We start from the raw sequence: 25,686 nt of genomic DNA, 5'->3' as shown, positions 1-25,686 counted from the left end.
CACCGAAATCACGTCGCGTATTTTGTAGTCATTTCCTCTCAAAACCTATATGAAGAAGAAAAAGAAGTCCACTCGTCGCCTTTGGATTGTACGATTATTCAAACTTGCTCTTGCCGGAGCAGCCCTACTAGCTTTGTTCATCTTCTTGGTGTGGGCCGGTGCTTTTGGTCGGTTACCCAATGATGAAGACATCCTATCCATCCGCAATTATTTAGCTTCTGAAGTATACAGTTCAGACAACACCTTGATTGGTAAATACTTCGTTCAAAACCGTACAGGGGCTAACATCGACGAGATTCCCCAAACACTGATCGATGCGTTAGTTGCCACGGAAGACGCTCGTTTCTTTGAACACAATGGAGTAGATAAGCGAAGTCTTGCTCGTGTAATCTTTAAAACCCTCATCTTGCAAGACGCCTCTTCCGGTGGTGGCTCTACCCTTACTCAGCAGCTAGTTAAAAACACCTATGGTAGAGACGACTTTGGCTTTTTGTCAATGCCCGTAGCCAAGGTGAAAGAAATCATTATCGCTCAGCGCTTCGAAGAAACTTTTAATAAGGAGCAAATCTTAGAGTTGTACTTGAATACAGTGAGTTTTGGTGAAAACGTTTATGGGATCGAAACCGCCTCCCAACGTTACTTCAATAAGAAACCCGCCTCACTTTCTATTGAGGAATGTGCCGTACTTGTAGGACTTCTCAAGGGTAACACTCTATACAATCCGAGAAGGAATCCAGAACTCGCACTCGATCGTCGCAATACCGTGTTGGACCAAATGGCGAAGTATGAATACATCACTGAAGCAGCAGCGGACTCTATTCAAGCCATCCCAATGGAATTGAATTACTACAATTTGGAATCCGATAATCCCGCACCCTATTTCATCGCTCATATTGAACCTCAAATTAAGGCCATTCTTGATGAGCTTAGAAAGCCTGATGGCTCAGAATACGACTTGAGAACGGACGGACTGATAATTGAAACGACCTTAAATAGTCGTCTGCAACAATATGCCGTTGCCTCTGTAGAACGACACATGAAATCTCTTCAAGGTGAGTTCAATGCTCATTGGGGACATAACAATCCGTGGGGCAATAACCACAGTGTGATTCAAAGCCAAGTTGTAAAAACTGGAATCTACAAACGACTAAAAGCCAATGGAAAAAGTGATGAAGAAATCATCGAGGCGATGTCGATTCCTCACCCTATGACTGTGGTAGATCTCAGTGGAGAACACGGAGTGAAGAATGTGGAAATGAGTTCGCTTGACAGCATAGGATATTACCAGTCCATGTTACACACAGGCTTTCTAGCCATGGAACCCAATTCAGGAAACGTCTTGGCTTGGGTAGGGGGATTGGACTATACCTACCTTCCGTATGACCATGTCACCACTCGCCGTCAAACAGCTTCAACCTTTAAGCCTTTTGTGTACGGCGCAGCCATTGAATCGGGCATTGATGAGTGTACCTATTTCAGAAATGTCTCTCAAACTTATCCTGATTACGACAATTGGCATCCAACCAACTCTGGTGGAGATGATTCTCTCTATTATAACCTGAGAGGAGCTCTGAAAAAGTCGCTGAACGTAATTTCTGTTGAAGTCTTGCTTCGAACAGGAATGGGCAAAGTAGAGAACTTCGCCAAGCGTGCTGGATTTTCAAGCCCAATTCGTCGCGTTCCATCTATGGCACTTGGAACAAATGAAGCCACCCTACTTGAGATGGTGAATTCATACTGCACCTTTGCCAATCACGGAAAACGCGTTCGTCCCCGGTATATCACAAAAATTACAGATGCATTTGGCACTGTGATATACAAAGCCCCAGGAGCGTCGAGTTCAGATGCTATAGAGAATGCAGTATGCGATGAACTCACGTCATACTTGCAAGCAGTCATCAATGAAGGTACCGCACGAAGTGCACGTTCTACCTACGGACTGAGCAGTGAATACGCCGGGAAGACGGGAACCGCTCAAGACTATGCCGATGGATGGTTTATTGGATACTCTCCAAAGCTTGTAGCTGGTGCATGGGTTGGAGCGAGTAATCCTAAAGTTCACTTCAGAAATGGAGCACTTGGTGCTGGATCACACATGGCTCTACCGATTTGGGCGAGATTCTTCCGAAGTATTGAAGGTTCAGGCTACCGTTCTAAGTACACGGGTAGTTTTGAGCTCAACCCACTATCTGACAGCTTGGATGTACGAGATTGTCCTGATATACGCGAAGCAGATTTTCTTGAGCGTCTAGGTAATTACTTCGACGATGGAGAAAGAAAAGTAGACACGAACGATACAGGTGATCGAAGCTTCTGGGATAGACTCTTTGGAAGATAAAACGAACCAACCGTAAATTAGTTACATTCGTTATAAGGAACGTCTAACCTTAGATTCTCTTTATGACCTCAGCACTACGCTCTCAAAGATGTTTATGGGCTTTCCATTTGATGGTACTTTCAATAGGGTTGATGGGGCAATCGCTTCATTACCAAGTACAGGAACTAACTGATTCCCATCCCCCTACCCACAACGCTACTTCTGTCACCAGCGCTAAAAGGGCAACAACAACCATATATTCCGAGAACTTTTCAAATGGAGTTCCCGCAGGATGGAACACCTATGGCTACAGTTCTTCAGGAACCCCTATGCCTGCCTGTATTTGGGAGTATCGTGGAACGTCTACAACTCCTAACAATACTGTGGGATCTAGAGGCGCCTATAGTACTAGCTCGAATGGATTTAATCAACCACTTAACTCTACCACCCGCTCCAATGGGTTTATGATTTTTGACTCCGACTACCTAGACAACGGGGGTGTAAGCGCAAATCAAGGTCAAGGACCTGCGCCTACTGGACACGTTGGAATCCTCAGATCGGACACCATTGATTTGTCAGGACAATTCAATCTTCGCTTAGTATTTGAACACAGTGCACGTGTTTATCAAGCAAACTTGGTGGTAGAATACTCCGTTGATGGAGGTCTGACATGGCCGTATTCAGACACGATCGCAAGCCATAATACACTCGGCATCAATGGGTTCATTTCGAACGCCACAGTAGCGTCCCGAGACATTTCTTCCACCATTGCAGGGGCTAGCAATGCAATGATTCGATTTGTTTTTGATGGAACACCAGGCAATACAATCAATCACGGCTATTACTATTGGATGATTGACGACATCCGCATTGAGGTGATCCCTCAACATGAGCTTCAGATTACTTCTGTGAATAACCGTCCTGCCATTTTCGTAGAGGCTGGAAATCCAGCGCAGCCTCTCAAGAGTATCTACGGGCATCAATCTGTAGATGAAGCCCGCCCCATCGCTTTCTCGGGAATTATTGAAAACACAGGAGCTAGCTACCAAACGAATGTTCAGCTCAAAGTTGATGTCGTGAATAGCGCTGGCGTGGTTGTACATACCTGTTCCTCCATCGCTATCGACACCTTGTTCCAAGGAGCAACGGCAAGCAGAGCACAAACGACAACCAGCACATGGACGCCTTCGACCATTGATGAATACCAATTGAAGTATTATCTATCTTCCGATTCGCTCACTACCTCCTCCAACGATTCTCTCCCCTTCTCGTTTTCCAATTACATCACGTCTCTTGATTTTAGTCACAAAGACAATAGTATTGGTTCCAATGAACTAGGGGATACAGGACAGATTGCCGTTCGTATGGAATTTCTGCAAGATGAATACATCCACAGTGTCCAAGTGGGTATCGACGGAAATAACACGGACGTAGGTGGAATTCTTGAAGTATCCATTTACGATACTGCTGGATTCAATCTGTCCTCTGGATTTCCTACTTACCCCATCGCAACCGCTAGCCATACGATCACCCAAGCCGACATCAATAATGAAATGGCCGAAATCAGCATGGCAACCCCAGCTACAGGCAGCTCGGCCTATTGTGACATGTCGGTAACAGGGGCTTATTACGTGGTGGTAAAACTAAACACTCTGAATGGCACAAAAGACATAGCGATCTGGAATGATCAGCAAGTGATTCAACCCCTGCTTGCAAGCATTATGTACTTCACAAAATCGAACCCAAGTTGGTATTTCGGTTTCACTACGCCCGAATTGAATGCTCCGCATATCCGTGTAAAAAGCTCCAACCAATGCTATTTAAACATAGACATGGGAACTATAGAAAGAGCATGTGGACCGTATTCCGCCCCAAGCGGAACGACTTATACCCAAAGTGGAACTGGATTTTTGGACACCGTTCCTTCAACTTCTGGATCAGGTTGTATAATGGTTTATCATTTTGATCTTGATCTCGAAGCTGAAGGATCTATCGCGGTTGAAATTTGCAATGGTAAGTCTTTCACGCTCCCTTCGGGCAACGGAACACTTCAAACGGCAGGTACCTACACAGACACTATAGTAGGAGGAGCCGCTGCAGGGTGCGACAGTATTGTGAATATCACCTTAACCACAGTCAACGTGAATATGGCCGTTACGCGTCAGCCGAATTCAACCATCTTACAAGTTGGTGAAACTTCAGCCTCATATCAATGGATTAAATGTGACAACCCGAATGCTGGCATTATTAACGGAGCTACCGGTCGACTATTCTACGTTCCTGCCAATGGTTCTTATGCGGTGATTGTAACTAAAGGCGGATGTAAGGACACTTCCAACTGTTTCTCCGTGCAAGATATAGGCCTCAATGATCTCCATTCTCCCACAGCTGTCGTCTATCCCAATCCGGCTCAATCGGTATTGCATGTTCAGCGATCCAATTGGAATCGTGTAATCCGGGTTGAGTTATGTGACCTCAGTGGAAAAGTTCACACAACTGTAGAAAATCCGAATGAAGACCTCTCACTCCCTGTGAATCAGCTTCAGAATGGCATGTATATTCTCAGAGTCATAAGTGCGGATAACTCGTCCACTTCTGTGAAAGTTTCCATTCTGAGATAACGAAACTACACTTCTGTTTCAAATTGAAAAGGTGAGTCTGGAATATTCCCAAACTCACCTTTTTCTGTATTCATTAGGCGAAATTACTTCGAAGCAGCTTTCGCCTTATCCCAGTAGTAATCGAGCTCTTCTAAATTCATCTCGCTCATGCTTTTGCCATCTTCCCGTATGGCAGTTTCCATAAACTTAAATCTGGAAATAAACTTCTTGTTGGTGCGCTCAAGGGCCATTTCAGGATCGAGATCTACAAATCGGGAATAGTTGATCATCGAAAAGAGCACATCGCCAAATTCAGCTTCCATCTCTTCACGATTTCCACTTTCCACCGCTTCTTGAAACTCATTCAATTCCTCGTGAACTTTGTCCCAAACTTGAGTGCGGTTATCCCAGTCAAAGCCCACGCCTCTTGCTTTATCTTGAATACGGGTGGCTTTAACCATGGCAGGAAGAGAGCGAGGAACTCCTTCAAGAACACTTTTCTTTTCGTTGTTTCCTTCTTTGAGTTTGATTTTCTCCCAGTTGGCTTTCACTTCTTCTTCACCTGTCACCTTTACGTCGCCATAAATATGAGGGTGACGATGAACGAGCTTATCGCAAATGCCGTGAAGAACATCTCCTACATCAAAAGCTCCTTTTTCTGAACCAATCTTTGAATAAAAAACCATGTGTAACATGAGGTCGCCAATCTCCTTCTTGATTTCCTCCAAATCATTGTCCACAATGGCATCGGCCAATTCATACGTCTCTTCAATGGTGAGGTGACGAAGGGACTCCATAGTTTGTTTTCTATCCCACGGACATTGCTCTCGCAATTCATCCATGATGGTCAGTAGTCGACTAAAAGCCTCTAAGTTCTCTTCTCGGGTATGCATGGGGTGAGGTGTAAAAAAAGGCGAGAAAACTCGCCTTAATCATTATTCTTCCGTCTTGACCTCTTCCGCTTCGGCTTCTGGAGCTTCCGCAGTAAGGTGACCTGTTTGATGCAAGATGTTATACCAGCTCAACACTTTTTTAATATCACTTGGATATACTCTATCGGTGTCATACTCAGGCAGAATCTCAGCGAAGTACGCTTCGAGTTCACGTGCGCTCGACTTTGGAGAAAGTGCTTTCTCTTCACCGTGCTTTTCCAACATTGTTTCGAAAATCTCTTTGAGAGGCTTTTCGTCGTCCATTGTGAAAATAGCGATATCCTCAAGTGCACTTACCTGTGCTTGAGCACCAATGCTCAATCTCTTCTTGTCAGTGAGATGTTCAACAATCACCCCGCCTCTGCTCTGTGCTACGAGTTGATATAAACCCGGCTTGCCACCAATGGCTAATACACCTTCTAAATTCATACTGTCGATCTAGTTTATTCTTGTGTTTTGTTTGCGTTCTCCAACCACGCCTTCACTTGGGTATCAAGATCCGTTGTGTCTGTGCTCATTTGCAACATCGCTTGCGCATCTGGAGCCCAATCATGGGATGGGTAGGCTTCTAAAAAATGCTCAAAGCTCACGGCTGCTCTTTCTTTATCTCCCATTTTATCAAAGGCTACACCCGATAGAAAAACCGACTGAGGTGCCAATGCATGGTTGGGATGGTCTTCAAAGATATTGGCGAAATATGTAACAGCGTACAATTCCTTACCTGGAATATTCTGAGCAATCTCACCGGCCTTGTACCAATAAATAACAGACGCCGTATCCGCTTCAAACTCTTTGGCATACCCCACGTATGCATCGATCATTTGAAGACCTAAATCTTCATCCAAATCTCCCTCGGCAGCTTTCAACACCGATTCCAACGAATCGATACTCGTCTTCATTTCCGCCTTTCTATCCACTACCTGAGATTCTTTTTGCTCGCATGAAACCAAGCTTACAAGCACGGCTAACATGAAAAATGCAACGATGAACTTTCTCATTTTTTTGGGAATTTCATTCGGTAATCCACTTTGATTTTCCCTTTCGAGATGTTCTGTAGCTTGCCTTTAATCATACGTCTTCTCAATGGTGACAAGTGCTCCACAAACAAAACTCCTTCAATGTGATCGTATTCATGTTGAACCACCCGAGCAGCTAAACCGCTCAGCTCTTCTTCGTGTTCAACCCAATTCTCATCGAAGTAGCGAATGCGTAATGTCTCATGGCGATAGACATCTTCATGAATATCAGGAATGCTTAAACAACCTTCAGAAAAAGCCCATTCTTCTCCTTCTTCATTCAGAATCTCTGGATTGATAAAGGCTTTCTTAAAGTCTTTGAGTGTCTCGTATTCCTCATCTCCCTCTTCTACAAAACCACTGGCATCTACAACGAATAGTCGAAGTGACTTTCCCACTTGGGGTGCCGCCAACCCAACACCATGTGCGTTGTACATGGTCTCGTACATATCTTCAATTAGCTTAGGCAACTCTGGATCGTTCTTTTCCAAATCCTCTCCTCTCTTTTTCAGAACAGGATCACCATATGCTACAATCGGTAAAATCATCTATCTCTAATTTGAAGGGCAAAGGTATGAAAGTTACAACGCTAATCTAAGCAGAGAAATGAGGATGTAATCTCGCTACTCCATCTAAATTGCAGACCTTTGCGCCATGGGTAAATTATTGGCATTTGATATCGGCGAACGCAGAACGGGAATCGCAGAAAGTGATCCGATGAAAATTATTGCATCTCCCGTAGGCTACGTGGAAACCTCAACGCTTCTCGACTGGCTGACATCGCACTTATCCAACAACGAAGTTGAAACCCTGGTCGTTGGTAAACCTATTCGAATGCACGGTGTGCCTTCCGACGTAGAGACGTTTATTTCAGAGCTCATTGTCAAGGTGCAATCTGCCCACCCTAATCTTTCTATAGAACGTGAAGATGAGCGCTTTACATCAAGAATGGCTCAACGCGCAATGATTGATGGGGGAATGAAAAAACAGAAGAGAAAAGAAAAGGGAATGGTCGACCAGATTTCCGCAGTACTCATCCTGCAATCGTTTATGAATAGAGGACCATCCTTTTGATTCAGACCTTATCTTTGCAGACTTAAAATTTGAACACTTTGTCATGATTGATACACTTCAACAAAAGATAGAAGCCGCTTGGGTAAACAGAGATCTTCTCCAAAACTCAGAAACACAAGACGCGATTCGAAAAGTAGTTGAATTGTTAGATAGCGGTGAACTTCGCACTGCTGAACCGACTAACGACGGCTGGAAGGTGAACGAATGGGTGAAAAAAGGAGTGATTCTCTACTTCCCTATTCAAAAAATGGAAACCATCGAGGTGGGTCCATTCGAGTTCCATGACAAAATCGCATTGAAAAAAGACTACGCAGCTAAAGGAGTTCGCGTTGTTCCTCATGCCATTGCTCGCTACGGATCATATGTATCTAAAGGAGTGATTATGATGCCAAGCTACGTGAACATTGGCGCCTACGTAGACGAAGGCACGATGGTAGATACGTGGGCTACAGTGGGTTCATGTGCTCAAATTGGAAAGAACGTTCACCTCAGCGGAGGTGTTGGAATTGGTGGAGTTCTTGAGCCAGTTCAAGCTTCTCCTGTTATTATTGAAGATAACTGCTTCATCGGTTCTCGATGTATTGTAGTGGAAGGTGTGCACGTGGAAAGCGAAGCTGTTCTCGGTGCTAATGTTGTCCTAACGGCTTCTACCCGCATCATCGACGTAACGGGTAATGAACCTGTTGAAATTCGTGGAAGAGTTCCAGCGCGATCTGTCGTAATACCAGGTACAACCACGAAAAAATTCCCAGCAGGAGAATATCAAGTACCTTGTGCGCTTATTATCGGAAAGCGCAAGCCTTCAACAGATTTGAAGACTTCTCTAAATGATGCGCTACGCGAGTATAACGTTGCCGTTTGATGAAAATAGGTTTTGACGCAAAGAGGTGTTTTAGAAATACCACCGGACTTGGAAATTATAGTCGGCATATTGTAGATATGCTAGCTACTGCTCCGGAGGAATTTGACCTTCACCTCTATACGCCCAAAACCGGAAGCGCCTACCCATCACCGCCGAAGAATGCACACATCCATACTCCATCAGGAATTTGGAAAGGTCCACTCGGTTCCGTGTGGAGGACTACCCAATTGGCAAGTGAGGCCGCCTCAGATCACATCGATATCTTTCATGGGTTGAGCAATGAACTTCCGATTGGTCTTCACAAAAAAGGAATTGCGTCTGTAGTGACCATTCACGATTTGATTTTTGAGCGATATCCGAGTTTCTATAAAACCGCTGATCGAAAGATCTATCGGAAGAAGTTCTACCATGCCGCTCATAGTGCAGACATAGTTGTAGCTATCAGCGAACAAACGAAGTTCGATTTGATGGAATTTTACAAGGTTCCAGAATCGAAGATTGAAGTTATTTACCAAGATTGTAACCCCGTATTTGACACGAACTTCAGTGAAGAGGAACTCTCGAAAATCACCCGAGATTACAACTTGCCTTCGGAGTTTATCCTCCAAGTAGGGACCCTCGAGCAAAGGAAAAATGTGGGAACAACAGTACGAATGCTAGCTCACATTCCTGAAATCCCATTGGTACTCGTTGGTCGCTCTACACCTTACTTTGAAGCCTTGATGAAAGAGGCGGAACTGGGGGGATATTCCGATCGAATTCACCACATCCGTGTGGATGGTATGCGAGATTTAGTGGCCTTTTATCAAATGGCTACCGTTTTTGTCTATCCTTCAATTTTCGAAGGATTCGGCATTCCGATTATTGAAGCCCTTCGATCTAAAACACCAGTAGTTACAACTAACAGTGGTGTTTTCCCAGAAGCCGGAGGCCCAGATTCTCTGTATATCAATCCAGAAGATGAAGAAGAACTGGCCAATTCCGTTCAGCTTCTGCTCAATGATTCCGACCTCAGACAATCTGCCGTTGACGCGGGATATACATTTGCCGAGAAGTTCCGTACTTCGCAACTGCTTTCAGAATGGACCACCCTTTATAAGCGATTGAAAAAATAGCGTATGACTCCCATTACTGCCATCATTCCCACATACAACGAAGAGGTTTGTATCCGCAAATCCCTAGAATCTGTTCTTTGGGCTGATGAAGTGATTGTGGTAGACTCCTTCAGCACAGATCGTACGGAATCCATTGTTCGCGAATACGACAAGGTGAAGTTCATTCAACACGAATACAAAAACTCCACCTCACAGAAGAACTGGATTATTCCCCAAGCGGAGAATGATTGGGTGTTCATCCTAGATGCAGATGAATGGGTAGAAGAAGATGCCATTGCGGAACTGCGCGAAATGGCAAACAACCCCAGCGAATACGTCGCCTTTAGATCACTGCGCACCAATTACTTCATGGACAAACCCGTGAACCACGTTTGGAAGGGAGATTCGGTAATTCGATTGATCAACAAGAACAAATGTAGATACGAAGACAAGGAGGTTCACGGTGAAATACTGGCTAATGGTCCAGTTAAAACTCTTCAACACCCTATTCAACACGACACATATAGAGGAAAAGGATACGATTCATTCATGTTGAAATCACTGCGTTACAGCACGTGGTCTGCTATGGATAAAATCGACAAGACTCCCAAAGTGACTGGATTTCACTTTATCATTAAGCCCTTCTTCACCTTCTTCAAGCACTATGTATTAAAAGGTGGATTCAAGGATGGAACTCCGGGCTTAATCCTTTCCTGTTTGAACGCTTGGAACGTTTTTCAGCGATATGTGAAAGTTTACCGAATGCACAGAGGTGAAACCTTCCAAAAAGAACTATTCAAGTAACTAGAGTAGAATTTCTCGATACAAGTCTAGATAGTTCTTCATGGCTTCGTCCCAAGTGAACTTGCTCGCACGATCTTTTAACTTTTCAGCGGCATTTGCATCTTTAGAGAATGCGTCTAACCCCGATTTGATCTTGTGGGCCATGCTTGAAGCGGTCATCTTTTCAAAGTAGTAAGCCACCTCTCCTCCTATTTCGGGCAAACTGGTGGCTCTACTCAAAAACACGGGAGTACCAACCGACATCGCCTCAATTGGTGGCATTCCAAATCCTTCGGCAAAGGAGGGAAACAGTACTGCCGACGCATTTCTATAGCACCAATCTTTTTCGCCTTCGCTGATTTTGCCCGGCAAATGAACTCTTCTCGAAAGTCCGTACTTCTCAATTTCTGCCTTCACTTCTGCACCATAGGAGGTGGATGAATCTCCAGCTAAAACCAAGTGGTAATCAGGAAAAGACAACATAACTTCCACCAATAAGTGGAAATTCTTCTTGGGGTTGAAAATGCCAATGCTAAAAAAGAAGGGAATTTCAGGGTTGAAACCTTTCAAGGGTTGAGAAACAACATTTGACTGCAACTCTACTCCATTGTGAATGACGCTCACTTTTCGTCCTACTTGTGGAAACACTTTGAGCAAATCTCCCTTGGTAAATTCAGAAATACAAGTGATGTAATCCGCCTTCTTCACTTCAGCTCCTAAGCGTTTTTGGTACTTCGCGGCTTTTGCAGGAGACTTTTCATACAAGAAATTCAAATCGTGAACCGTGAGCAACCACTTCGTATTACGCGGTGGTTTATGCGAAGGAAGTTGGTACAAACTGTGCCATAAATCCGCCGTACTTCCCGATCGCAAATACCGATGATGCCACTTCGCCTTCTTCGCATTATCAGCAAACAGATGTTCTGGAGCTCCCCATCCGAAAATTTCGAATTGAAACTCATCACTCCCCTTCTCTACGGCGTATTCGGCAAAGCGCATAGAAAACTGCCCCAGACCGGAATTTGGAACCTTTGTTCGATACGTATCAATCCAAATAATAGGTCTTTTCGATGCCAAGTGATATTCTCCTAAAAAGTGAGCGTAAAATGAACTCCAGCAAAGCTAGTTAAAGCAAGTTGGAAATGTGCGTTCCCTTCTTTCGTAATCCACAATTCCAAAGGCCTTTTCGCAATCGTTTTATTAACTTCGCGCCCTAATTCGACGTCAATTCACCCAGCACATGCTCATTCAAATTGCAACCCTGTTTTTGTTCATCGTTGCTGTGCTCGCCATTTTAGCGGTTTATGCCTATAAAGTAGGGCTCCATCTGCAATTAATCCAGATTGAGAAGCACATGGAGCCGGGAAGAATCATGGACATTGTCTTTTTTGATTTCAAGAATGCCGACGAACGAAAATTGCGTGTGGAAGCCTTCCTTCGTTATCCATTGATGTTCCCTGTTGTGATTGAAGAGGACGACAATGATGAAGTGGTTCAGCTCAAAAAGAAAATCAAGAACTCGAATTACGGGTTGTACTTATTGCTCATTGCATTGATTATCTTAAATGCGATGAACGCCTAAACAGGCTCATTCTCAACCATGGAGAAAGCTCAAGACATTGCCAAATTTGTAGACACGTCCATCTTTCACGTTATTGGAAAGTGTGCGGATGAACTCGACATGCCTTGTTATGTAATTGGCGGATATGTCCGAGATCGGTTGCTAAATCGCGGCAATGGAAAAGACATTGATGTTGTGGTCATTGGCTCGGGAATTGACGTAGCGAAACGAGTAGCGAAAGCGCTTCCGGGTAAGAACAATCTCAGTGTATTCAAGAATTTTGGAACAGCTCAAGTCAAGCACGGCAATCTCGAAATTGAATTTGTAGGTGCCCGAAAGGAAAGCTATCGCGCTGATTCGCGCAAACCCATTGTGGAAGACGGCACTTTATCCGACGATCAAAATCGCAGAGACTTTACCATAAATGCGCTGGCAATTGGGTTGAGTAAAGGTGAGTACGGAAAACTCCTTGATCCTTTTGATGGACTAAAGGACCTGAAAGACGGTCTGATTCGTACACCACTTGAACCGACGATTACTTTCTCTGACGATCCGCTTCGAATGATGCGTGCCGTTCGCTTTGCAACGCAATTGAACTTTACCATTGTGGACGAAAGCATGAAAGCCCTAGCTTCTCAAGCTTCTCGATTGGAAATTATTTCCATGGAGAGAATCATGGATGAATTCAATAAAATAATGGCAGCTCCTCAACCGAGCAAAGGGCTTGCTCTTCTCTATAAAACGGGCCTACTCGAACAATTTCTTCCCGAAATGCTAGCTTTAAAAGGCGTGGAGGAAGTTGAAGGACAAACGCATAAAGACAACTTCTGGCACACTCTAGAAGTTGTAGACAATATCGCCACACGAACCGATGACGTTTGGGTCCGATGGGCTGGATTGCTACACGACATTGGAAAACCTCGAACCAAGAAGTTTTCAAAAAAGGTGGGATGGACCTTTCACGGTCATGAGTTTTTGGGAAGTAAAATGGTTCCAAAAATCTTCAAACGCCTTAAACTACCAATGAACGACAAAATGAAATTCGTTCAGAAATTGGTAAAAATGAGCTCTCGTCCTATTGCCGTGGTCAGCGATGACGCTACAGATTCCGCCGTACGACGATTACTCTTTGATGCGGGAGACGATATAGATTCTTTGATGATTTTGTGCGAAGCCGATATCACTACAAAGAATCCGAAAAAGAAGAAGCGATACCTCAAGAACTATGATGTAGTTCGAAACAAAATGGTTGAAGTTGAGGAAAAAGATCGCCTGAGAAACTGGCAACCACCTATTTCTGGAGATGAAATAATGAAGGCATTCCAAATGAATCCGGGACCTGAAATCGGACAAATTAAGGATGCCATTCGCGAAGCAATATTAGAAGGAGATATTCCCAATGAACACGAAGCAGCCCATGCTTTTATGATTTCAAAAGGAGTAGAAATGGGGTTAAAACCCGCTGAATAAAAAGATCTGTCATGAGTACTATTCACAAACTACGCGTAATCCTCGACACCAAGGAAGACATCTTTAGAGACATCGATGTTCCTGCGGATCACACCTTAGAGCAGCTTCACTCAGCGGTCCTCAATGCTTTTGGGATTGAAGACGGTGAAATGGCTAGCTTCTTTCACACCGATGAGAATTGGGCACAGGGAGAGGAGATTCCAATGGTAGACATGGGTGGACATCCCGATGCAGCTAGCATGGCTCAAGTTCATGTGGAAGACCTTCTTGTTCGTCCGGCCGACCGACTTCTATATGTATATGATTACCTGAACATGTGGACTTTCTTCGTGGAATTCGTTTCCACCTTCGAAGCCATTGAAGGAGAAGAATACCCTTCTGTATCACTCACATACGGAGATACCCCTAAAGAAGCTCCATCCAAAGACTTTGGTGGTGATGCTGGAAAATCAAGTGGTAGCGGCCTATTTGGCGACGCATTTGACGAAGGTGAAGGTGACGACGAAGAATACGACGGCGACCTCCATGAAGGGGAAGGAATGTGGGAATAGTCGATAGCCGTTGGCTTAAAGTACTTGAACTAAAAGCCAACGGATAATCGCTAAATAACCACGTCCCAAATACGATGAACGGGAACACTATTTCCGCCTTTAAGCACAATCTTCTTCTCGGTTTGAGCCCATATTGTGGTGGTAATTTTCTTTAATCCCACAGAATCCTCAAACACGATAGTAACCTTGTACTTCTCCAAGTTGCCTAAACTTGTAGCGCGGTGAATTCGCTGTGCACGCTCCTTAATCGACTGCCCGTCACGGAGCACTTCATCCTTTGGAAAAACCAATCCAACTACCTCTTCTTTCTCGATGAGTTGAGCGTTTTCATAAGCTTGTTCAAGGCTCATTTGTGTACTATTTGTTCGGATACCTGTATTCATTTGTCAACTTGCTTTATGGGGAAAGTATAAGATAGTGAATTTCTCAATTCGCTCAACCAGCAGTGGTTGACCATCTCGATATTTCTTCTGAACCTAACTCTTGGTTCAATTCTTGCGTTGATTGAGTGGAAGACCTAACGAAGTTCAACTCAAATTCGATGATGATGAGAAAACTACTCGCACTATTCCTCACCCTTCTTACCACACTAGCTATAGCACAAACTGGCAAACTCAATGGTGTGGTATGTGATCAAAACAACAAAGAACCTCTGGTTGGGGTTCGACTAATGCTCATACAAAACAATACCATGAGCGATGGAGTTGTCACTGATTTTGAAGGTAAATTCCTTTTTGAAAACATCTCTGCCGGAAAGTATACCCTGCGTGTAACCCACATCGGCTACGAATCCAAAGACATCACTGACATCATCATTAAACCTGGCCAGTTAACGAAAAAAGACGTTGAACTCGCACCTGAAGAGCTTTCCATTGAACTACTAGAAGTTGTTGAAGATGACATTGAAATTAGCGAGTTCGGCTATAATGCTCCAGTGTATGCGCATAGAAATAGAACCTCAAACGAAGAACAGCGCGAGCAATACAATCGCAACCTACCCGCTGGATTTCAAAGCATAGGCTACGCACCTCTCTCTACCTTTTCCATGGATGTTGATCGCGCTTCCTATACCAATGTTAAACGCATGATTGAAGAAGGGACTCCCGTTCCAACCGACGCCGTGCGATCTGAAGAGTTCATCAATGCATTCAGATACAGCGTAAAAGAACCGGGTGAAGACGATGTATTCGGATTTACAACGGAACTTACCCAGTGTCCGTGGAATGCAGATCATCAAATCCTCAGAGTGAGTTTAGCAACCGAAAATGTAAGGACAGATGACCTCCCTCCTTCTAACATGGTATTTCTAATTGATGTTTCTGGCTCCATGATGGGCCCTGATCGAATCGGCCTGATCAAGAAAGCGCTGATTATGGTGACTGACCAGTTGCGCGATCAAGACCGCGTTTCCATAGTGACTTATGCGGGAAGTACTCGCGTCGTTCTTGCCAGTACACCAGGAACCGAAAAAGACAAAATTTACAATGCGATTCAGGATTTATCTGCCTCTGGAAGCACCAACGGCGCAGGTGGAATTCAGTTGGCTTATCAGCAAGCACAAGAGGGATTTATTGAATCGGGGTCGAATCGTATACTTCTCTGTACAGACGGTGATTTCAATGTTGGTATCTCCACTCAAAGTGAACTCATTAAGATGATTTCTGAAAAGAGAAAAACAAACATCTTTCTTAGTGTGGTGGGCTTTGGTTCTGGAAATTACCAAGAAGGAACCATGGAGCAACTCGCCAACAATGGAAATGGCAACTTCAACTATGTGCGAGACTTATATGATGCCAAACGAATTTTCGTAGAAGAGTTTGGAGGCACCTTCTTTACGGTGGCCAAGGATGCAAAAATACAGGTGGAGTTCAACCCACTATTTGTGAAGCAATACCGCCTTATTGGTTACGAAAACCGGATGTTAAAGGATGAAGATTTCGACAACGATGAAGTAGATGGAGGCGAAGTGGGAATCAATCATCAAGTAACCGCAATCTATGAGATTGTTCCAGGAGATGGCAGCTCACAATCCAATCTCCAATATCAATCTTCTTCTCCTACTGGAAATACGGAAGAAATTGCCTCTGTTTCCATTCGATACAAATCTCCGAATGGACATATTAGCGCCATAGAAAGTCTCCCTATTTCAAATCGTGTTGAGGACAAAATGAGCACTGACCAATTGTTCGCTTTATCGGTTGCCTCTTTTGCAGGTCTTCTTCGTGAAGATGATAATTTCCGAATTGAACTACCTGAAATTATTGAACTAGCCGTAAACGGAAAAGGTCGAGATGAAAATGGAGAACGTTCAGACTTTATCCAGCTCATGCGACTTTATCAAAATCTTCAAGCCTCAGCTCATACCGACTAAGCTCCTCTTTCTTTTGTGATTGTTTGTGTGTATTGCCCTGCGTTAATAGCGCGGGGCGATTGCATTATGTCGAGGGTATGTCGACCTTTGTCCCATGTCGAAACCAACGCTCATTGCAGTACTAGGCCCAACCGCTTCTGGAAAAACCGAATGGGCCATACAATTGGCAGAACACTTCGGGTCAGAAATTCTCTCGTGTGATTCTCGTCAATTCTATCGTGAGCTCAAAATTGGTGTTGCCCGCCCATCCGAAGAAGAATTGGCCAGAGCTGTTCATCATTTCATTGCCGACCGCTCCATTGAAACACCGCTATCTGCAGGCGAGTACGAACGTGAGGCACTAGCTAAGCTCGATATGCTATTCTCCAAAAACCCTGTCCAGATTGTAGTTGGAGGAAGTGGACTCTTTGCCAAAGCGTTGATGGAGGGGTTTGATGACATGCCTGAAGTTGATCCTTCCATTCGCGAACGACTCAATGCGGAATTTGCCCAAAACGGAATCGATCCATTGCGTGAGATGTTACTCAAATTAGATCCCGAACATGCTAAACGGGTGGATTTGCACAACCACCAAAGAGTGATCAGAGCCCTAGAAATCTGTCTTCAAACCGGAAAGCCTTACTCCGTTTTCCGCAGTAAAAAGCGTACAAGTAGGCCTTTTGACGTGATTAAAATCGCTCCGGATTGGGAGAGAGAAATTCTGTATGAGCGCATCAACACAAGAGTAGATCTCATGGTTTCTGAGGGATTGGAAGAAGAAGCTCGTTCAGTTCTACCCTTCCGACACTTTACGGCATTGCAAACGGTGGGGTACCGCGAGTGGTTTGACCATTTTGACGGATTGATGGATCGAGAAACCTGCATAGCCAAGATAAAACAGAACAGCAGAAACTACGCGAAGCGTCAGCTCACATGGAATCGCAAAGAGAGCGATCTACGTCTCTTTAATCCTACGGATTTCGATGAAGCATTAGTAACTATCGAATCTAAATTGCGCTAAATTCGTCGCATGCGAAGACCACTGCTTCTACCCTTTGTACCCCTTTACTGGATTGCAACTTCTGTTCGCAACTCCCTGTTCGACTTGGGAATACTTCGCTCTAAGTCATTCCCCATTCCCATCATTTGTATGGGAAACATATCTGCGGGTGGCACGGGAAAAACACCTCACACCGAGTGGATTCTACATCAATTTTCTGAAAAATATAAAATTGCTGTTTTGAGCAGGGGGTATGGCAGAAAAACCAAGGGTTACCTCGAAGCTACTCCTAATAGCACCGCTAGAGAAATCGGAGATGAACCACTTCAAATCGCGCAGCGCTTCCCCCATGTTAAGGTGGTTGTTTGCGAAGATCGAGTGAATGGTGTGAATCAATTACTTCAAGATAAAAATGCCCCCGATGTAATTGTATTAGATGATGCATTCCAACATCGCTATGTGCATGCAGGATTGAATTGGGTTCTCACTCCGTACAACGACTTATTCACCAAAGATTTTCTACTGCCCGCAGGAAACTTGCGTGAAGATGTGCGAGCCTTGGAAAGAGCGGATATCATCACCGTGACCAAGTGTCCACATAAACTGAATCAAGAGGAGCGTGAAATTCTACGCAAGGAGATTAATCCTACGGATGTCCACACTCTGTCCATGAGTAGAATGACCTACCTCCCCCTCACCAATGCGCAGAATCACAGCGTGCAGAACCCCAAATCAGCATTGGTAGTAACGGGTATTGCGAGTCCAGATCACCTCATCAACCACCTCATAGATCGAGGTGTTGAAGTTCATTCCCTTCGATTCAAAGATCATCGGGATTATACCCATTCCGATGCTCAGAGGATGATCAATGCATTTGAAAACAGCAATGTAGAATGTATCATTACCACCCGTAAAGACTTTGTTCGCTGGCCTTCCAATGCTGAGTTAGATGCCATTCCCACTTACATTCAAGACATCTCCATTGAGATGGATGAAGATTCTGGCGTTATTTACAGAATCATCGATCGATTTATTTCTGACTTTCAGGCCTAAGAGAGTGTTAACACATTCCCAGATTCCCTGCGGATTTACTTACTTTGCACTGCTGCAAAAACGCGATCAATGAGCGCATCAAAAATGGACGCCTGGGAGGCGATTATCGGACTTGAAGTCCACACCCAATTAAGTACCAAGAGTAAAGCCTATTCCTCTGACGCAACAGAGTATGGCGCTGCACCCAATTCACAAGTATCTCCAATATCACTAGGTCATCCAGGTACCTTACCTGTGGCCAACAAATCGGTGATTGAATACGCCGTGAGATTGGGCATAGCCTGTGGTTGTGACATCCGTGAATGGAATGAGTACGCGCGCAAGAATTACTTCTACGCCGACCTTCCAAAAGGATATCAAATTACTCAGGATAAAACACCTATCTGTACAGGAGGTGCTGTGAGAATTGAAACGACAGAAGGAGGTGAGAAATTCATCAACCTGACTCGAATTCACATGGAAGAGGATTCGGGAAAGAGTATTCACGATTTGGATCCTTTCCACTCTTTAATCGACCTGAACCGTGCCGGCGTACCCCTTCTAGAAATCGTTTCTGAACCTGATTTTAGAAATGGTGAGGAGGCTTATGCGTACTTGAACGAGATTCGAAAGCTCGTGCGCTACCTCGACATCAGTGATGGGAACATGGAGGAAGGCTCGCTTCGCTGTGACGTGAACGTATCGGTACGAAAGAGAGGAACAGAAAAGTTTGGAACCAAAGTAGAGGTGAAAAACCTGAACTCATTCCGCAATGTTCAAAAGTCCATCGACTTCGAAATCAACCGCCAAATTGCAGCTATTGAAGCGGGTGAAACCATTGTTCAAGAAACCAGAACATTCGATGCGTCTACCGGTGCCACAGCTATTTTACGAGCGAAAGAAGACGCACACGACTATCGATACTTCCCTGAACCAGATCTACAACCCGTTGTTGTTACACAAGACTATGTAGAGAAGGTAAAAACTACGCTCCCTCCCCTACCGCGAGAACTTTATTTGAAGTACACGGAGAACTTGGGGCTATCGGATTATGACGCCAAAGTATTAACCGAAGATAAAAGTGTAGCCATGTATTTTGAGGAGTGTTTGGCTCATACTCAAAATGCCAAAGGTGCTTCAAACTGGATTCAAGGTCCAATTAAAGGTTGGCTGAATGAACGTGCAGAAGTCATTGAAAACTTCCCAGTTCCAGCGGCTACGATTGCAGAACTGATTGCACTCGTAGATGATGGCAAGGTGAGTAACACAGTGGCCAATCAGAAGATTTTCCCTCTTCTTTTGGAAAAACCAGACGGCAAACCAGAGGCCATTGCTTCAGAAAACGACTGGGTTCAAGAGAGCGATTCAAACGCCCTTCAAGCACATGTTGATGCGGCTTTGGCACAGTATCCAGACAAGGTAGAAGAGTACAAAAATGGAAAGAAAGGTGTACTCGGACTCTTTATGGGCGAAGTGATGAAACTATCACAAGGAAAGGCTGACCCGAAAGTGGCCAGCCAAATGTTGAGAGAAACTCTAGAAAAATAATTTCCATGAGAATTTATCTAGCTGCTATTGCAGGAATTGCATTGCTTTCTTCCTGTTCGAACACATCGAATCAGGAGACTTTTCACATTGAAGGAAATGTGAATACAGATGATGTTGCTTACATCCAACAATTGATGGGTGACAGTACAGTGGTAGTAGACACTCTCGATTTATCGGGGAGCCACTTTAGCGCTGATATTCCGGCCAATGGTGAAGATGGGATTTACAATGTGATGTTTGCTGGAAACGTTAATTTCCGTTTTGCGGCAAGCCCAAATGACACCTTGAAATTTGATATTAACATCACACCGACCTTCCTACATTACACGGTGGAAGGAAACGAATACAGCAAGTTGCTTCAGGAGCAGCAAGTACTAATGGGAAACACCATCAGCGTGCTTGACTCATTGGATGGCATCAACAAGATGTACAGAGACAGTGTGAATTTTGAAGAGGTTCGCATGGGACTCAATCAAGTCTATCAAAGCACCATGATTAATCATCGTCAGGCTTTGATTGACATGGTGAATGACGACAGTACGAACCTCACCAACATCTTTGTGATCTATCACCAAGTGGGAAATTCTCCTGTCTTGAACCCTTCAACCGACATTGATATCTTTTATCGCATCGACAACGGTGTGTTTTCGAGATATCCCGACCACCCAATTGCGAAAACCTACCACAATAGCATCCAGAAATTCCGCGAGAACGTTGCTCGTCAGCGTGCTGCCCAACAAGCTCGCATGAGCATTCAAGAAGGGGCATTGGCACCGAGCATTACTCTAAAAGATCCTTTCGGAGAAGAAAGAGCTCTAAAGGATTTGCGCGGTAAAGTGGTGTTGATTGACTTCTGGGCCTCTTGGTGTATGCCATGTCGACAAAACAACCCACACCTTGTGAGTATGTACAACAAGTACAAGAACAAAGGATTTGACATCTATTCCGTTAGTCTTGATGGTTTGCCGAATCAAAGGGGTCTTCCTAGGGAGGATTGGAGAAATGCGATTCAACAGGACGGCTTGATTTGGCCGAATCACGTCAGCGACTTAAAGGGATGGGACTCTGAAGTGGTTACTTCTTATGGCATTGAAGGTATTCCATTCACTGTACTCATCGACCGTGAAGGTTACATCTTGGGAACCAACTTGCGTGGCGAAGCACTTGAGCAAAAATTAGAGATCTATTTGGGAAATTAATTGGAAATGCGGCTGATGAGATCATGAAGGCGGTTGCTATACCCTACTTCATTGTCGTACCAGCCCACTACTTTCACTTGTTTTCCGAGTACAGAAGTTAGTTGTTCATCAAAGAGACAACTCTCTTTCAAACCCACAATATCGGCGGACACAATCGGATCTGCCGTATAGCCTAAAAAGCCTTTCAGTTCATTCTGAGAGGCTTTTTTAAATGCGGCATTCACCTCTTCTACGGTCGTATCTGATTTAACGGTAAAGGTGATATCGGTCAATGAACCATCAGGAACAGGAACGCGGATTCCACATCCTCCCATCTTTCCCTCTAAATCTGGAAACACCTTAGAAAGTGCTTTTGCTGCTCCGGTTGTAGTAGGCACCATGGAAAGAGTCGCAGCCCTAGCTCTTCTCAAATCCTTGTGTGGAGCATCATGGAGACGTTGATCACTCGTAAAACTATGCACAGTAGTGATATAAGCGTGCTCAACGCCAAAATTCTCGCGAATCACCTTGATCATTGGCGCAGCACAATTCGTTGTACACGACGCATTAGAAACGATGGATGGATGTGTGGTGAGCAATTCATCATTGATTCCCAATACTACCATCGGAACTTCTGCATCTGCAGGAGGCGCACTGAGAACCACCTTCTTCACATGACCTCTCAAGTGGTGTTCTAAATCTGGACGGGTCTTAAACTTCCCGGTAGATTCCAATACCACATCCACATCCTTCCATTCAATTTCAGCAGGTGTACTTGAAGAAGACAAGCGTATGGGTCTTCCATTTACTTGAATCTGCGAATCTGCAAAATCTACTTCACCAGGGAATCTTCCATGAACGCTATCATACTTTAGAAGATGAGCCAATGTAGGGCCATCGGCTAGATCGTTGATTTGAACAACGCGAATAGCGTTTGATGCTTCTGAAATCCGGAGGAACATTCTCCCAATACGTCCAAAGCCGTTAATGCCAACTCGAATCATGTGCGCGATAAATTGAGAATACGAAAGTACAACTTCGAGGTAGACAGAATAAAAAAAGAGCCGCACAATGGCGGCTCTTCTTCTGTATTAAAGTGTGCGAATACTATCGCTGAACAATCACTTTTGCAGTGTTAATGGTGGAACCGTTAGCCAAGCTCACCATGTAAGCACCAGCACTCAATCCGTTAAAGTTCACTTCAACAGTTTGCTCACCTGCACCCATTCTACCGTAGTTGATAGAGCGAACTACACGGCCATTCAAATCGCGCACAGTAACCGATACTTCAGAAGTTGCGTTCAATTCGAATGCGATCGTTGACTTGGTCTTCGCTGGGTTAGGGAAGATATTCAACTCCTCACGGTTATTGAATGTCATTTCATTCTCCTCAACAGAAACCGGACGGTTGGTAAGAGTTGAACCTGTTCTGTAGAAACCTCTACCGTGAGTTGCGATGTAGAAATCACCTTCTACAATTGTTGTATCAGCTGGGCTCAACTTGTTTGTGCGGTACTGCTCAATTTCAAACACTGGAACCATAGGCATACCGTTGTTCTCATTGGTCCACTGTGGAGTACCTGCCGCATCAATATCTTGAATGGCAAACATACCCAACTCGGTACCGAGTAGAACCGCACCTGCATCTCCCTTGTCGAATGAAGAGGCATATACTGGCATAGCTGGAAGGTTACCTTGCTTAGATGTAAATACTGGCGAAGCAGAGGTAGCATTTGTTGAGTAGTATACGTAATCTGTTTGACCGTAGTTACCCAAAGTTGCAATCACGCGATCGTTATCGTTAGGGTCTACAGAAACACTGGTCACGTTTCTACCAAAGCTGCGGATCAAATCAACAGCAACTGGTGTAGGTTGACCTACAGTATCGAACAAGATATCTGCATCGTCGGTGCGGGCAGCATCAAGATTTGAGATACGGTAAAGGCGACCAGAAGTGGTACCCACGTAACAGATATCACCATCAGAAGTTACGGTCATGCTCAAAGGAGATTCACCGTTTTGAAGCTGCGCAACTTTCCACCAATCTGGAGTTCCGCTGAAGTCAAGTGCTTCGCGAGTCATCCAAATACCACCGGCAAAAGCACCGTTGTTATCGTGAGAAGTAAGACCTGCAATCAAGAAGGATTGAACAACATCTTGGAAGTAAGCGGTATCGTTAGCACCAAGAGTTTGTGTCAATTGAACATCCATTAAAAGCCCACCTGTTTTACTCGGTACGCGGAACTCAGATCCAGCAGGGTAGCTCACGTTACAAGTAACTACAATCTCAGCAAGAGGAGCTGTATTGAAGGTTGCCATGTAAGTTCCTGTTGCAGCATCAAACGTTCCTGTACCGTCACCCGTTAGATTACCTGCTGCATCAGATTGTAGTGAAAGGGCTCCACTTACAATTTCAAAAGATGATGCATCAAATACTGCTGGAGCATAAGGACGGGACAAAGTAGATGTAAACGTAACGTCTGTACCGTTACCGAAACCAAGACTTTGAGAAGCTGGGAAAGCGTAGAACATTACACTGTCGATAGACTCTAGGTCGTTATCGTCTTCGTAAAGCTCATAAGGCATAATCCAGTTGGCAAATCCACCCGACATAGGCTGGAACAAGTTCTTCATGTTTCCTTCGTAGAAAGCAGAGAAAGACTCACCGTTGTTCTCTGAACGACCAAGGTCACCGTTCTGGTTTTCACCGAACATTACCTTCGGTACCAACCAAGAAATCTCAGCTTCACCACCATCTGCAAACTTGTTATTGATTTGCAAACGCGTGCTGTAACTAGCAAAGTTTTGAGAACCGTCGATCAATTGAGTACCATTATCTTGTGTACCGCCAAGTAGGCTGCGATCTTGACCCAAACCGAACTTGTAGAACTGAATGGTACGGAAGTTCAAGTTGCGCTCTCCCCAAGTTACACCGTGGTCACTTGATTTAAAGATACCGCCGTCACTCGCCAACCACAAAATGTCTGGGTTCTTAGGATCTGAAATAAGTTCGTGAAGGTCAGAGTGGATGTAGTAAGGGTTACCAGGAGAATCATTGGTAGTATTCACTTGGCTCCACTGACCGTTGTACCAGGTCCAAAGTGTAATACCACCGAACCAAATTCTATTTTTATCTTTTGCACTAACGGAGAAAAGTAGGTCGTAGATACCTTGACAGCTAGAACCACTACACATTGGATCGAACTGAGCACCTTTCGTTCCGATTTGAGTCCAGGTAGCACCTGCATCAATGGAGCGGTACACACCTTTCAATTGACTACCATTACCTTCAACCACGTAGATGTAGTTAGGGTCTTGTGGCGAAACCGCAATTCTCATACGACCTTGCGTACGAGGAAGTGTTCCTGCCATACCTGAACCTGAAGAAAGTTCAGTCCAATCACCCGCGTTCCCTGTAGAAGAGTACATCAAACGGCTACCATTATCTACATAAAGGTTACCATTCACGTCAATTGTGAAGTCACGAGTGAAACCAGAAAGAACGATGCTCCAAGTTTGGCCACCGTCTTGAGATCTACGCAAACCACCTGGAGTAGCGGCATAGATTGTGTTTGCATCATTTGGATCGGCTTCAATATCACCAACAGCGGCCCAACCATCGTTGGTTGTTGGGCTAGAAGGAACCGTGTTCGGCAATACAGTAAATGTCTTACCGTTATCGGTACTCTTGAAGATACCACCACCGATGAAAGCAGGAGTACTTGAAGCACCATTACCAAAGTAACCGATGAATGGGAATTCTCCAGTACCGTAGTAGATATCGCCATTTGTCGCTTGACAAATAGAAACTACTGCTAGGTTTTCATCCATTGGACTCACTGGAATCCAAGATGAACCGCTTGTACGTGAACGATAAAGTCCACCACTTACGGAAGCAGCATATACGATGTTAGAAGAATCGCGATCTACCAAAAGAGCTCGAGCTCTACCACCAGAGTTTGCTGGCCCTAGACTCTCCCACTGGAGATTAAGCGTTTTGTTACTCGACAAAGCCGAAGCTTGTCGGCGAGCCTCTTGTTCCATTCTTGGATCAACAGTACCCGTTGTGATATCTACACGAAGTGAATTGAGATACTCTGCCGCTCCGGCAATAGCCTCAACTCCCGAGGAAGTTGCTCTAGGAGTATAACGTGCTTGTAAGCTCTGCGTTGCAAACAATGCTGAGCCAACAACGCTAATTCCAACTAAACCAAGGAGTAAACGTCCATTTTTCATACACAAATCTTGTTATCGCGATTCTGAGGCGTTAAAAATAGGTAAAATGTGTGTTTTACAAGGGAAAAACTTAACCCTTACT

At 44.5% G+C, this 25,686-nt stretch carries 22 protein-coding genes; 14 read left to right on the top strand and 8 right to left on the bottom strand.

From position 1 onward, the window contains the following. Positions 1 to 49: 49 nt before the first annotated feature. The gene (locus F8C82_RS02520) at positions 50 to 2,338 is read left to right on the top strand and encodes a transglycosylase domain-containing protein (RefSeq protein WP_151691856.1); all 2,289 of its coding nucleotides are present in this window, start codon (positions 50 to 52) and stop codon (positions 2,336 to 2,338) included. Between the two features lie 62 nt (positions 2,339 to 2,400). Further along, positions 2,401 to 4,938: a T9SS type A sorting domain-containing protein gene (locus tag F8C82_RS02515; protein ID WP_151691855.1), complete on the top strand. Its 2,538-nt coding sequence runs from the start codon at positions 2,401 to 2,403 to the stop codon at positions 4,936 to 4,938. Positions 4,939 to 5,021: 83 nt separating this feature from the next. Here F8C82_RS02515 and mazG read toward each other — a convergent pair whose 3' ends face one another. The 4 genes from mazG to def are packed head-to-tail and all read right to left on the bottom strand — an operon-like array spanning position 5,022 to position 7,413. Then, on the bottom strand, positions 5,022 to 5,810 hold the full coding sequence (gene mazG / locus F8C82_RS02510) for a nucleoside triphosphate pyrophosphohydrolase (protein WP_151691854.1): 789 nt from the start codon (positions 5,808 to 5,810) through the stop codon (positions 5,022 to 5,024). 42 nt (positions 5,811 to 5,852) lie between these two features. Beyond that, the gene (locus F8C82_RS02505) at positions 5,853 to 6,278 is read right to left on the bottom strand and encodes a DUF5606 family protein (protein ID WP_151691853.1); all 426 of its coding nucleotides are present in this window, start codon (positions 6,276 to 6,278) and stop codon (positions 5,853 to 5,855) included. 14 nt (positions 6,279 to 6,292) lie between these two features. Beyond that, entirely contained in the window at positions 6,293 to 6,847 is a 555-nt protein-coding gene (locus tag F8C82_RS02500; protein ID WP_151691852.1) for a tetratricopeptide repeat protein, read from the bottom strand. Beyond that, the gene (def, locus tag F8C82_RS02495) at positions 6,844 to 7,413 is read right to left on the bottom strand and encodes a peptide deformylase (RefSeq protein ID WP_151691851.1); all 570 of its coding nucleotides are present in this window, start codon (positions 7,411 to 7,413) and stop codon (positions 6,844 to 6,846) included. The genes F8C82_RS02500 and def overlap by 4 nt, the downstream gene beginning before the upstream one ends. 106 nt (positions 7,414 to 7,519) lie before the next feature. On the opposite strand from def, the gene ruvX reads away from it, so the two are divergent. From ruvX to F8C82_RS02475, 4 genes are read left to right on the top strand one after another with little or no spacing between them, the layout of a single operon-like run. Next, on the top strand, positions 7,520 to 7,939 hold the full coding sequence (gene ruvX / locus F8C82_RS02490; RefSeq protein ID WP_151691850.1) for a Holliday junction resolvase RuvX: 420 nt from the start codon (positions 7,520 to 7,522) through the stop codon (positions 7,937 to 7,939). A 43-nt stretch (positions 7,940 to 7,982) separates the two neighbouring features. Continuing rightward, a complete protein-coding gene (locus tag F8C82_RS02485) occupies positions 7,983 to 8,801 on the top strand; it encodes a 2,3,4,5-tetrahydropyridine-2,6-dicarboxylate N-succinyltransferase (protein ID WP_151691849.1) in 819 nt (272 codons plus the stop codon). After that, entirely contained in the window at positions 8,801 to 9,916 is a 1,116-nt protein-coding gene (locus tag F8C82_RS02480; RefSeq protein WP_151691848.1) for a glycosyltransferase family 4 protein, read from the top strand. Before F8C82_RS02485 ends, F8C82_RS02480 begins: the two co-directional genes overlap by 1 nt. 3 nt (positions 9,917 to 9,919) lie before the next feature. Next, positions 9,920 to 10,699, top strand: coding sequence for a glycosyltransferase family 2 protein (locus tag F8C82_RS02475; protein WP_151691847.1), 780 nt, complete (start codon positions 9,920 to 9,922; stop codon positions 10,697 to 10,699). Here the strand turns inward: F8C82_RS02475 and F8C82_RS02470 are convergent, their stop codons facing one another. Beyond that, positions 10,700 to 11,755 carry a glycosyltransferase family 4 protein gene (locus F8C82_RS02470; protein ID WP_151691846.1) on the bottom strand — a complete coding sequence of 352 codons (1,056 nt, stop codon included), beginning with the start codon at positions 11,753 to 11,755 and terminating at the stop codon, positions 10,700 to 10,702. 163 nt (positions 11,756 to 11,918) lie between these two features. On the opposite strand from F8C82_RS02470, the gene F8C82_RS02465 reads away from it, so the two are divergent. From F8C82_RS02465 to F8C82_RS02455, 3 genes are read left to right on the top strand one after another with little or no spacing between them, the layout of a single operon-like run. Then, positions 11,919 to 12,260 carry a hypothetical protein gene (locus F8C82_RS02465; protein ID WP_151691845.1) on the top strand — a complete coding sequence of 114 codons (342 nt, stop codon included), beginning with the start codon at positions 11,919 to 11,921 and terminating at the stop codon, positions 12,258 to 12,260. Positions 12,261 to 12,278: 18 nt separating this feature from the next. Next, complete coding sequence (locus tag F8C82_RS02460) at positions 12,279 to 13,709, top strand: CCA tRNA nucleotidyltransferase (RefSeq protein WP_151691844.1); 1,431 nt, start codon at positions 12,279 to 12,281, stop codon at positions 13,707 to 13,709. An 11-nt stretch (positions 13,710 to 13,720) separates the two neighbouring features. After that, positions 13,721 to 14,260 (top strand): IS1096 element passenger TnpR family protein, encoded by a 540-nt coding sequence (locus F8C82_RS02455; RefSeq protein WP_151691843.1) that lies wholly within the window; start codon positions 13,721 to 13,723, stop codon positions 14,258 to 14,260. A gap of 50 nt (positions 14,261 to 14,310) precedes the next feature. Here the strand turns inward: F8C82_RS02455 and F8C82_RS02450 are convergent, their stop codons facing one another. After that, a complete protein-coding gene (locus tag F8C82_RS02450) occupies positions 14,311 to 14,610 on the bottom strand; it encodes a hypothetical protein (protein WP_151691842.1) in 300 nt (99 codons plus the stop codon). A 197-nt stretch (positions 14,611 to 14,807) separates the two neighbouring features. On the opposite strand from F8C82_RS02450, the gene F8C82_RS02445 reads away from it, so the two are divergent. The 5 genes from F8C82_RS02445 to F8C82_RS02425 all read left to right on the top strand — a co-directional run bounded on the left by F8C82_RS02445 (position 14,808) and on the right by F8C82_RS02425 (position 21,389). Continuing rightward, positions 14,808 to 16,631 (top strand): YfbK domain-containing protein, encoded by a 1,824-nt coding sequence (locus F8C82_RS02445; protein WP_170266125.1) that lies wholly within the window; start codon positions 14,808 to 14,810, stop codon positions 16,629 to 16,631. Positions 16,632 to 16,725: 94 nt separating this feature from the next. Beyond that, positions 16,726 to 17,631, top strand: a complete 906-nt coding sequence (gene miaA, locus F8C82_RS02440; RefSeq protein ID WP_151691840.1) for a tRNA (adenosine(37)-N6)-dimethylallyltransferase MiaA — start codon at positions 16,726 to 16,728, stop codon at positions 17,629 to 17,631. A gap of 9 nt (positions 17,632 to 17,640) precedes the next feature. Beyond that, positions 17,641 to 18,663: a tetraacyldisaccharide 4'-kinase gene (gene lpxK / locus F8C82_RS02435; RefSeq protein ID WP_151691839.1), complete on the top strand. Its 1,023-nt coding sequence runs from the start codon at positions 17,641 to 17,643 to the stop codon at positions 18,661 to 18,663. A gap of 69 nt (positions 18,664 to 18,732) precedes the next feature. Continuing rightward, complete coding sequence (gene gatB / locus F8C82_RS02430; RefSeq protein WP_151691838.1) at positions 18,733 to 20,190, top strand: Asp-tRNA(Asn)/Glu-tRNA(Gln) amidotransferase subunit GatB; 1,458 nt, start codon at positions 18,733 to 18,735, stop codon at positions 20,188 to 20,190. A 5-nt stretch (positions 20,191 to 20,195) separates the two neighbouring features. Further along, a complete protein-coding gene (locus F8C82_RS02425) occupies positions 20,196 to 21,389 on the top strand; it encodes a TlpA disulfide reductase family protein (protein WP_223279415.1) in 1,194 nt (397 codons plus the stop codon). Here the strand turns inward: F8C82_RS02425 and gap are convergent. Together gap and F8C82_RS02415 are read right to left on the bottom strand one after the other, a co-directional pair. Continuing rightward, positions 21,386 to 22,372 (bottom strand): type I glyceraldehyde-3-phosphate dehydrogenase, encoded by a 987-nt coding sequence (gene gap / locus F8C82_RS02420; protein WP_151691837.1) that lies wholly within the window; start codon positions 22,370 to 22,372, stop codon positions 21,386 to 21,388. The two genes, F8C82_RS02425 and gap, sit on opposite strands and share 4 nt — an antisense overlap. A 103-nt stretch (positions 22,373 to 22,475) precedes the next feature. Continuing rightward, positions 22,476 to 25,604 carry a T9SS type A sorting domain-containing protein gene (locus F8C82_RS02415; protein ID WP_151691836.1) on the bottom strand — a complete coding sequence of 1,043 codons (3,129 nt, stop codon included), beginning with the start codon at positions 25,602 to 25,604 and terminating at the stop codon, positions 22,476 to 22,478. Positions 25,605 to 25,686: the final 82 nt, after the last annotated feature.

It is taken from the genome of Phaeocystidibacter marisrubri (assembly GCF_008933165.1).
Taxonomy (GTDB): domain Bacteria; phylum Bacteroidota; class Bacteroidia; order Flavobacteriales; family Schleiferiaceae; genus Phaeocystidibacter; species Phaeocystidibacter marisrubri.
The sequence above is the reverse complement of the archived record's forward strand: the minus strand, read 5'-3'. Positions and strand labels throughout refer to the sequence as shown.

What these genes read in the sequence shown, in the direction of transcription:
- F8C82_RS02520 (WP_151691856.1), top strand. Translation starts at nt 50, where the DNA reads ATGAAGAAGAAAAAGAAGTCCACTCGTCGCCTTTGGATTGTACGATTA.
- F8C82_RS02455 (WP_151691843.1), top strand. Translation starts at nt 13,721, where the DNA reads ATGAGTACTATTCACAAACTACGCGTAATCCTCGACACCAAGGAAGAC.
- F8C82_RS02415 (WP_151691836.1), bottom strand. Translation starts at nt 25,604, where the DNA reads ATGAAAAATGGACGTTTACTCCTTGGTTTAGTTGGAATTAGCGTTGTT.
- ruvX (WP_151691850.1), top strand. Translation starts at nt 7,520, where the DNA reads ATGGGTAAATTATTGGCATTTGATATCGGCGAACGCAGAACGGGAATC.
- gap (WP_151691837.1), bottom strand. Translation starts at nt 22,372, where the DNA reads ATGATTCGAGTTGGCATTAACGGCTTTGGACGTATTGGGAGAATGTTC.
- F8C82_RS02425 (WP_223279415.1), top strand. Translation starts at nt 20,196, where the DNA reads ATGAGAATTTATCTAGCTGCTATTGCAGGAATTGCATTGCTTTCTTCC.
- F8C82_RS02450 (WP_151691842.1), bottom strand. Translation starts at nt 14,610, where the DNA reads ATGAGCCTTGAACAAGCTTATGAAAACGCTCAACTCATCGAGAAAGAA.
- F8C82_RS02475 (WP_151691847.1), top strand. Translation starts at nt 9,920, where the DNA reads ATGACTCCCATTACTGCCATCATTCCCACATACAACGAAGAGGTTTGT.
- F8C82_RS02500 (WP_151691852.1), bottom strand. Translation starts at nt 6,847, where the DNA reads ATGAGAAAGTTCATCGTTGCATTTTTCATGTTAGCCGTGCTTGTAAGC.
- F8C82_RS02480 (WP_151691848.1), top strand. Translation starts at nt 8,801, where the DNA reads ATGAAAATAGGTTTTGACGCAAAGAGGTGTTTTAGAAATACCACCGGA.
- F8C82_RS02465 (WP_151691845.1), top strand. Translation starts at nt 11,919, where the DNA reads ATGCTCATTCAAATTGCAACCCTGTTTTTGTTCATCGTTGCTGTGCTC.
- F8C82_RS02515 (WP_151691855.1), top strand. Translation starts at nt 2,401, where the DNA reads ATGACCTCAGCACTACGCTCTCAAAGATGTTTATGGGCTTTCCATTTG.
- mazG (WP_151691854.1), bottom strand. Translation starts at nt 5,810, where the DNA reads ATGCATACCCGAGAAGAGAACTTAGAGGCTTTTAGTCGACTACTGACC.
- F8C82_RS02505 (WP_151691853.1), bottom strand. Translation starts at nt 6,278, where the DNA reads ATGAATTTAGAAGGTGTATTAGCCATTGGTGGCAAGCCGGGTTTATAT.
- miaA (WP_151691840.1), top strand. Translation starts at nt 16,726, where the DNA reads ATGTCGAAACCAACGCTCATTGCAGTACTAGGCCCAACCGCTTCTGGA.
- def (WP_151691851.1), bottom strand. Translation starts at nt 7,413, where the DNA reads ATGATTTTACCGATTGTAGCATATGGTGATCCTGTTCTGAAAAAGAGA.
- F8C82_RS02445 (WP_170266125.1), top strand. Translation starts at nt 14,808, where the DNA reads ATGAGAAAACTACTCGCACTATTCCTCACCCTTCTTACCACACTAGCT.
- gatB (WP_151691838.1), top strand. Translation starts at nt 18,733, where the DNA reads ATGAGCGCATCAAAAATGGACGCCTGGGAGGCGATTATCGGACTTGAA.
- F8C82_RS02485 (WP_151691849.1), top strand. Translation starts at nt 7,983, where the DNA reads ATGATTGATACACTTCAACAAAAGATAGAAGCCGCTTGGGTAAACAGA.
- lpxK (WP_151691839.1), top strand. Translation starts at nt 17,641, where the DNA reads ATGCGAAGACCACTGCTTCTACCCTTTGTACCCCTTTACTGGATTGCA.
- F8C82_RS02460 (WP_151691844.1), top strand. Translation starts at nt 12,279, where the DNA reads ATGGAGAAAGCTCAAGACATTGCCAAATTTGTAGACACGTCCATCTTT.